The organism is Paraburkholderia kururiensis JCM 10599 = LMG 19447, from assembly GCF_003986935.1.
GTDB classification, from domain to species: Bacteria; Pseudomonadota; Gammaproteobacteria; order Burkholderiales; family Burkholderiaceae; genus Paraburkholderia; species Paraburkholderia kururiensis.
On record NZ_RJZE01000006.1, the window covers coordinates 291,116 to 298,455 of the forward strand.

Consider the following 7,340-nt stretch of genomic DNA (forward strand, 5'->3'; position numbering starts at 1 on the left):
GTCCCTAGCCCGAGTAGTCCAGCAGGTGCCCCGGCTTCGTCGCAATGTCACCCGGCGTCGCGAGGTTGCCCGTTAGCTTCGAGGAGGCCGCCGACGGCTTGTCCCACGACGCGCACTTTTCGAGAATCTGTCCCGCCGTGCCGTTCTCGATCAGGTTCGGTCCGATCTTGATGTACGAGCCACCCGCGCCGATCCACACCTCCTTCTCTGCGGTCAGCACGAGCCGTCCGTTCGCGCTCGTGATCTTCAGATCCTTTAGCGCAGTGAGCGCCATCCCGTCGGTCTGCGCCTGGATTTCCACCATGCCCTTCGCCGCGAACAGCTTTATGCCCGCGTTCTGCACGAACAGACTGATCTTCTCCGCTACGCTCGCGACCAGCGACTTGCCGGCGGCAAGGTGCGTGTTCTGGCCGCTCACCACGTTCACGTGTTGGTCAGCGGTGATCTGGGCCGACTGCTGCGTGGAGACCGCCACACCAGCCGGGCTTGCCATCAGCAGCACCGGTTTCGCGAAGCCGTTCGCATTACCCGCGCCGCCGCCGGCCGTGCGCCCGCCGGATGCGTTCCCTGCCACGCTCTGCTGGGTGGCGTCGGTAAACGCCCGCAGAGCCTCCTGACCGGCCTGCAGGCTCTCGGCACGGGCCGCAACGCTTGCCTGTGACAGCGTTTCGACCAGCGACTCCGAACTCACGAGCTGCCGGCTGGCCTGCGTCGCATTCAGCGGCTGGGCGACCGACGTGGCGTGTGTCGAGACGTACAGCCCCTGACCGGCGCGGATCGCGCCATACGCGTCGGATTTCAGGTCGAAGCCATTGCCGATGAAAGCGCCGCGCGTGTTGTCCGCGTGCTGTACCAGGTACCCCAGATGCAGGTGCGACTGGCTGCTCGTCGAGTACAGGTGAATGCGGTTCTGGCCGGTGGAATCGTCGAAGAGCAACTGGTTGTAGCCGTTGCCTCCGTATTCCTTCGACCGGTGTCCCGACAGCAGCCCGTTAGTGTTCCAGACCGGCGGCGTCGAGCCGCCGTGCATTCTGCTCAGGATGACCGGCCGGTCGCAGTCACCTTCCATGAAGCCGAGGATCACCTCATCGCCCGTACGCAGCGGAAAGTGCCCGCCCCGGCGCGATCCGGCATCAGGAAACGCAGCGCGTATCCAGCATGACGCAGTCTCGTTCCGGCCGTTGCGGCGGTTCCACGGTAGCCACACCTTCACCCGGTTCAGTGAATCGGTGTACACCTCCTCCTTCTCCGGACCGGCGACGATGCCCGACTGTAGCTGCATAATCGGCTTCCTGTGCTCGAAGGGACTCCTGAACGCAACGCGCCGACGCTGTGCCTCGATCTGCACCAGGAAGTGGCCTTCGCTGCCGTCCGCATGGCTCACCGTCGCGCCACGCTTCGACGTGACGGCCTGCGCAACCTCTGCACCAAGGCTGCCCGGCAGGTCCGCAATGCCGTCGAGACCAGGGAGGTTGTTGCGGATTGTCCAGTCGACCGCAAGGATCGCGAACTGGCGGTCCTGCTGCGTGCCGGCATCGTGCACAGGATGACCCTGCAGTTCGAACCAGTACCCCGGCATCGCGCTGCGCAGCCCGCCCGTGCCGTGAAAGCGCTTCATGCGCGAAAGCCGTTCCTCTAGCCGGATGCCGAGCAGCCGCTCACGCTGGTCGCGGCTCGAACCGGTATAGGCCCCGGTGTAGTCGTACACCTCGCCCTGTGCGGGTAACCCACCGTTGGCCTCGCCGACTGAACCGCTCGCCTCGTTGGTCAAGTCCTCACGCTTGTAGTTGAACGTGCGCGTGGTGAGCTGTTCGCTGTCGATCTGCAGCCGCTCGTTCCACTGCGTGAGGCCATCCGTTTCCTCACCGATGCCACCGCGAGCAAACCAGACGGTGCGCTGGGCGAGCTGCGGCGCGTGGTACAGGTCGTCCATCAGAACGAGGGTGTGCGATTTGCCGTCGCTGGCCTGCTCGAAGTAGCCAAACAAGCCCATTTCTTCGAGGCTGCGGTGCACGAAGTTCCAGTCGTACTCGTACTGCACACGGTTTGAATAGGACGGCAGCGAGCGGCTGAGCTGGAAACGGTAGGCGCCTTTGGCCTGCGGGTGCTCGTCGAACACGTCCGACAGAATCTGCTCGCCGCCCTGCTCCTGCCAGTCACGCATATCCCGGCGCAGGCGCAGGTAGTACATCCATGACGAGAAGCGCAGCTGGTACCAGGTCAACGGACCATCCGATCCCAGCCGGCTGAAATGGTGGACATAGCCGTGATGGGGCAGATAGCTTCCGTCGGTCTGCTGAATCCACAGCGTGACGGCCTGGCCGATCAACGCCTTGAGCTTCACGCGATCGCCACGTGCGCTGACGGCGTCGACCGTGAATTCGTAATCGCGGCCCAGCCGTGAGGAACCCTTGACCTGAAGCGGAATGAGCCAGTCTTCCCCGAGCGACGTGTCTAGCCTGATCAGCCGGTTAGCCTGCACATATCCATCGCGCATCGCCCTGTATAGCGCGCCAGTCATTTTTACCCCTTTTCTTTTCTTTATCGTTAAATCTTGAAATTAGTCCAGTAAAAAATACATTCCAGAAGCGAGCCTATCTTTACATCGCTGCCATTATGGCTCTTTGATCGGCGCAACCAGAGCGCATTTTAAATGCACGGCAGAAAGCCGCAATAGATGGCCTATTCAAGCGCTCCGGCTGAGAACGTAGCCATTGCATCAATCGGAGAACGGTTATCGAGAGAAGACGTGTGCCGATGCGGATTTCCGAAACCGATATTGGAACGTGCGTCGTCCCAAGGAGACCTTTGACGCGCGTTACGTCGTCGCCGTAAAGAACGCCAACGGCAAGCCGGGGCACTCCCAAGCCTTCATTGGGGCATCGACAAGACAGGCGAGATCAGTCCAGACGGAATCGTGCCGGCCGTCGCGCTAAATGACTTCTGCGACGCGGACGATTATGAGGGCCGCGGGGAGAAGTACAGCCTGGGCGCACAATGTACCGAGAACGCGGGCACCCGCGAGCGCCGTGATCGCCCGCCTGAAGCAGTTTTCCGATAGCCGGCCTTCGATAACATCGTCGGTCATTACGGAAACCTGCGGGTCGATGACGACTGTCAGGACCACAGTCGCGAAGCCGTTGATGACCGATGAAAGATTAGCGCATGTCACTCTGAGCTCGGGCTTCAGATAACCGGCATACAGCGATGCGAATACGCCGACTGTCCAGATCGCCATTGCAACGACATTCAGCACGATGACCTTCCAGGACAGACCCGTATTACCTGCCAGTTGCGTAACGTTGTGGCGGGAAGGAACGCGCGCGCCGATACGCAGGTAGCTGAAGCCGGCACGGCTGAATGCGTCCAGCAGTAGACGTGGGATCGAGCGGTACATCTGAAAGTGATCGACCGCCCGGCTGAAGTACCGCTGGAACGTGGGAATCAGGAATGATCCGGCAATGGTTGCCACAGTGGCGGTCAGCAGAAACAGCCGAAAGTCGGCGAGCAATCCCCTTCCCATGTGATGCGCAATGTCCACTTCGACGCGCTTGGCAATGAATGGCCCCTGAAAGGAATTGGCCGTCCTGGAAACCAGCGCGATGATCCCGAAAAGGGAAAACGACAAGGCGATGCGGCGCGTGCGAACGCCAGCGATCCGCACTGCATAGGCCAATGTCGCGATCACGTGGATTACGAATGTAAGCCCGCATATGGCCCAGAGTTGAGTGTCCATGCAATTGCGGAGCGCGTGGCGGAGCTATGAGTGTACCCGAGCAAGGTGCGGCGCGATCGCGATGATCCAGTTCGGCCGCTCCTTCTCACCATAAGCCGTTGGCCGCTGCCGGGCGCAGGCGGTAGTTACCGACCCGAAACGGCCAATCAGCTTTGCAGCTAACGGCCGTTCAGCATCAGGCTTTGGCGCTGGTAGGATTCACGTCTGGTCGGATGAATCGGAGCGATTCAGCAAATGAAATTCGAGATCGAAGGGAAAGCGGAAATCATCTCGCCAACTCCACGACAGATCACCCGATCACTGCAATCGCTGCGAACTTATGGCAAATCTTCTTATGCGTCGTTGACTGACGCTCGTGGTAGCTACGTGCAGGTAGCGGGTGGCAGTACTAGTTGCATGATCGAGCGTTACGAGTTTGGTGCGCAGCGGTGGAGGGCATTCCACGACAAACCGTCACCCGTGCGCCCCGATGGCACAGTCTTGGTCTTCCGGGCGGGCAACATTCCAATGCGCTCAGATGAATGGTTCATGGCTGACCAAGTTGTCGAAGTATTTCCGGCCTTCTTCAACGGTGTCCCGTACCCACCATTTGTTCATTGGCGACCAGCGCTGGGCCTTTAAGGAACAGAAGGCAGCAGCCGGGAGGCGGGTTGGCCTAGGTCTATACCTCAGTACTGTCGTCGATTCGAAGCTAGAATTCGAATAACCAAAGCTGGCTGACGGCCAGCGTGCATGTACCAGAGGTCATGGCGGAGCAGGATACGGTTCGCCGTCATCACCTTGAACTTTCGCTCTCATCCCCCTAGCGATATCCTCAAGCTTGCGAACCGCTTCGACCGTCGGATCCTTTGTGTAGAGCTCACCCAGCTCCACGTTGTACCAAAGCGGGAACGCTGCGCTTCTGACTGTAACGAGAAAGTCTGTCGGACCGTTCGCAGGATCATTCACTACTTGCGGGTCGCCACGGACGTATGCCTTCCATTGCTCGAGTGTGATCCTCGGGCCCGTTGTGTCCGCCCAAAACGACTTCCGGGTGATGTGAACGTCGTACCCGGCCCAAGCATGGCTGCCGGCCATGAAGGCAAGCAGTGCAATCGTAATGCGCATTTACCTGCAACCCACCGTTCTAACATTGTCTGAATTGTCGGCGATCTCCAGCCGTCCGTCGACCAGCCGTTTTTGGCCGCTCCGACACCGTCGTCACACATCGCGCGCACCCGCTTCACCACATGCTTACGGCCGCGGCAGCGAGCGATCGGCTTTGCAACGCTTTAGTGGAAGCGCCTTTGCCGAATAGATCCGTACGACGTCACCTGTGCCCTTGTCGACTTCCATATCGATGCAGGCGCATCCGTGGCCGTGCCCGCCCGCATTGGTGACGACCCAATCATGCGTGGTCGTGTCAGGCAGATCATCGAACCCGGGTACCGGCCTCCCGCCCATAACAGATAGAGTCCAACTTCCATCCTTGTCGTCAAGCCACCAGTTTGCGGGCGTCGGGTTCTGTAACCAGCCACAGCGATTTTCTCGAATCCCTGCAACCGAACAAGTACAAAAGGATGCCGCCAAAATGCAAACGAAAAACGGGCACACTACCCGACTAGCATTCATAACAAGGTGAAGATTTATGGTTCGACTGCAACGTCCCGGTCGTCGCCCATCCCATGATAACCGCCCTGAAACATGACGGTCACATGGCGGGGGGTACCCGCACGATAAACGTTTCCGAAGATAGGGGTGGACACGACGCCCGTGCCACAGGGAAATTTCATTTCCTTGTCGATTCGTCCACTTCTGAGATTGACGAGTCGCAAGCGGGCCATTGACAGCGGGCAATCCTTGGAAGAATCATAGACACCGAGCAATAGATGATTTTTTGTGTGATACCACATTGGGACTTCAACGACACCGTCTAATCGAACAGGCTGCAGGCCGGTGTCGTTGAGACTTCCGACCTGATGGAGCGCGATCGGTAGAACGCGTTTGTCGTCGCGCCACTCGCCGGATGCCCCAGTACCAATTATTTTCAACGTTATAGGGCAAGGGACGGGGTGCGTTGCCGAAGCGGCCGGCACGGTGGGTGAATCTGCCGAGGAAGTTGGCGCGTTTGCTTCGCACAACTGTATCGTTCCATCGGGTTGGCGTTTCCCTTGCAACGGAATCGGAATGCGGTGGGTATCGTAATAGTAACTGCCGTCGACGCGCCGCTGTCCTGGCTCGTCACGGTGGACATCATCGTAGGTCTGCAACGACACATGAATAGGCAGGCTACCGATCGTGCCGGCGTAGTTGTCAATGTCGTACCATCCAGCAAGTGCCAACGAGGTCGCGGCCAGGAAAAACACGCATAGAGCAAGGCGAGCGAGATTTCGTTTGTTCTTCATCAGTTGCTTTCGATTCCCACCAACGGTAAGTCTGTGGATTGTCGACGATTCTAGCCACGCTGTCGAAAGTCGCAAGATAGCCGAGCTTGACCCAACGATGATACGCGCGCAGCACTGCCGGAAAACGCAACGCCGAAGACAGCCGCCGACCCGGAAGAGACCTTCGAGCCTGCTAATAGCGGCCATTTGCACCTCGTAGGTAGCCACCACCTAAATCGGGCGGTCGGCAACCGCTAAGCGGAAACAATGAAGTATCTGTCACCGTCGAAATTCGTTGCGTCACTCATTGACCGCTGGTCGCTCTCCGTCCCGGTTCAAGCATACTGACGAGTCACTGTGAACCACGGAAAGGCCGGGATTGATCTGAAAAGGTGAGGAGATAGGCACAGTTGCTATAATTTGAGTCTTATCATTCGCTAGTTCCCAAGTGTAATCCAGCTCGCGGGAAACGAAGGCACCCATCTTTGTTTTTATCGATTTATCTTGCGCTGACAGCACCGGACTTCCGTGTTGTTTCACGAGATCAAATTGCAAATCAATTAACTTTGTCGGAGTGAATGATTCCGTTTTCAAAACACTAGTTAGGCGATCGTCACAGAATCGCAAGATGAATATTGATGCTTGACCATTGACAGGATCGAATCGTGCAACGGTTGTCGCATCACCAGACTGTGAAATGCTTCCACCGCCTGATCGCGCAGTCTGCTCGATCTCAGCTTTAAGTGTTCCACTTTTAAAGCCCCACTCGTCGAACGCGAGACACTTCGGCGCTATAGAAAGAAAAAAGAGCGAAATCGTAATCGAAGTCAAAAAACGAAGACCACGCATCAAGTTTTTCATGTTCTGTTGTTCTCTCTCACTATTTTTGTCTTACGACAGCCATCCGCCAATTCTTTAACAGCAGATTTGTTCTTCCCTGCGCGACGGGTCACCTCCGTTAGTCCAAGCGCGGGCCACGATCCGCTGAAGTGTGGTTCAGTCAGCGAGTGCTTATGGCCGTTACTCTCAAATTTCCCCAAGCTACCGAGGATGCTCATAAGCAAAAAAGCGGCGAGTAGTAATCCGAGCAAAACATAAATCAACAGAAATTTGAGAGCAATCGTCAAGAGTGGTGTACGCGGGTCAGGCGGCATGATCAGGCGGCCAGCGCTTGAGGAGCCGGTGTGCTTTCAATCACCGGAGTGCCGTCCTTGAAGGGAATGCCCTTCAGGAGCGGCTCG

At 58.0% G+C, this 7,340-nt stretch carries 6 protein-coding genes; 1 reads left to right on the top strand and 5 read right to left on the bottom strand.

Going from position 1 to position 7,340, the window contains the following annotated elements:
• Nucleotides 1-4: 4 nt before the first annotated feature.
• Together PKKP23_RS09775 and PKKP23_RS09780 are read right to left on the bottom strand one after the other, a co-directional pair.
• Nucleotides 5-2,521, bottom strand: a complete 2,517-nt coding sequence (locus tag PKKP23_RS09775; RefSeq protein ID WP_168724552.1) for a type VI secretion system Vgr family protein — start codon at nucleotides 2,519-2,521, stop codon at nucleotides 5-7.
• Nucleotides 2,522-2,932: 411 nt separating this feature from the next.
• Nucleotides 2,933-3,736, bottom strand: coding sequence for a lipid II flippase Amj family protein (locus PKKP23_RS09780; RefSeq protein ID WP_017774497.1), 804 nt, complete (start codon nucleotides 3,734-3,736; stop codon nucleotides 2,933-2,935).
• Between the two features lie 234 nt (nucleotides 3,737-3,970).
• On the opposite strand from PKKP23_RS09780, the gene PKKP23_RS09785 reads away from it, so the two are divergent.
• A complete protein-coding gene (locus PKKP23_RS09785; protein ID WP_126876721.1) occupies nucleotides 3,971-4,357 on the top strand; it encodes a hypothetical protein in 387 nt (128 codons plus the stop codon).
• A 612-nt stretch (nucleotides 4,358-4,969) separates the two neighbouring features.
• Here PKKP23_RS09785 and PKKP23_RS34975 read toward each other — a convergent pair.
• The 3 genes from PKKP23_RS34975 to PKKP23_RS09805 all read right to left on the bottom strand — a co-directional run bounded on the left by PKKP23_RS34975 (nucleotide 4,970) and on the right by PKKP23_RS09805 (nucleotide 6,960).
• On the bottom strand, nucleotides 4,970-5,347 hold the full coding sequence (locus PKKP23_RS34975; protein WP_081601798.1) for a DUF4087 domain-containing protein: 378 nt from the start codon (nucleotides 5,345-5,347) through the stop codon (nucleotides 4,970-4,972).
• A 14-nt stretch (nucleotides 5,348-5,361) separates the two neighbouring features.
• Nucleotides 5,362-6,120, bottom strand: coding sequence for a hypothetical protein (locus PKKP23_RS09800; protein ID WP_081601797.1), 759 nt, complete (start codon nucleotides 6,118-6,120; stop codon nucleotides 5,362-5,364).
• Nucleotides 6,121-6,399: 279 nt separating this feature from the next.
• Nucleotides 6,400-6,960, bottom strand: coding sequence for a hypothetical protein (locus tag PKKP23_RS09805; protein WP_126876722.1), 561 nt, complete (start codon nucleotides 6,958-6,960; stop codon nucleotides 6,400-6,402).
• Between the last annotated feature and the right edge of the window lie 380 nt (nucleotides 6,961-7,340).

Coding starts and splice junctions, on each gene's coding strand:
- PKKP23_RS09780 (WP_017774497.1), bottom strand. CDS start 3,736: ATGGACACTCAACTCTGGGCCATATGCGGGCTTACATTCGTAATCCAC.
- PKKP23_RS09805 (WP_126876722.1), bottom strand. CDS start 6,960: ATGAAAAACTTGATGCGTGGTCTTCGTTTTTTGACTTCGATTACGATT.
- PKKP23_RS34975 (WP_081601798.1), bottom strand. CDS start 5,347: ATGAATGCTAGTCGGGTAGTGTGCCCGTTTTTCGTTTGCATTTTGGCG.
- PKKP23_RS09785 (WP_126876721.1), top strand. CDS start 3,971: ATGAAATTCGAGATCGAAGGGAAAGCGGAAATCATCTCGCCAACTCCA.
- PKKP23_RS09800 (WP_081601797.1), bottom strand. CDS start 6,120: ATGAAGAACAAACGAAATCTCGCTCGCCTTGCTCTATGCGTGTTTTTC.
- PKKP23_RS09775 (WP_168724552.1), bottom strand. CDS start 2,521: ATGACTGGCGCGCTATACAGGGCGATGCGCGATGGATATGTGCAGGCT.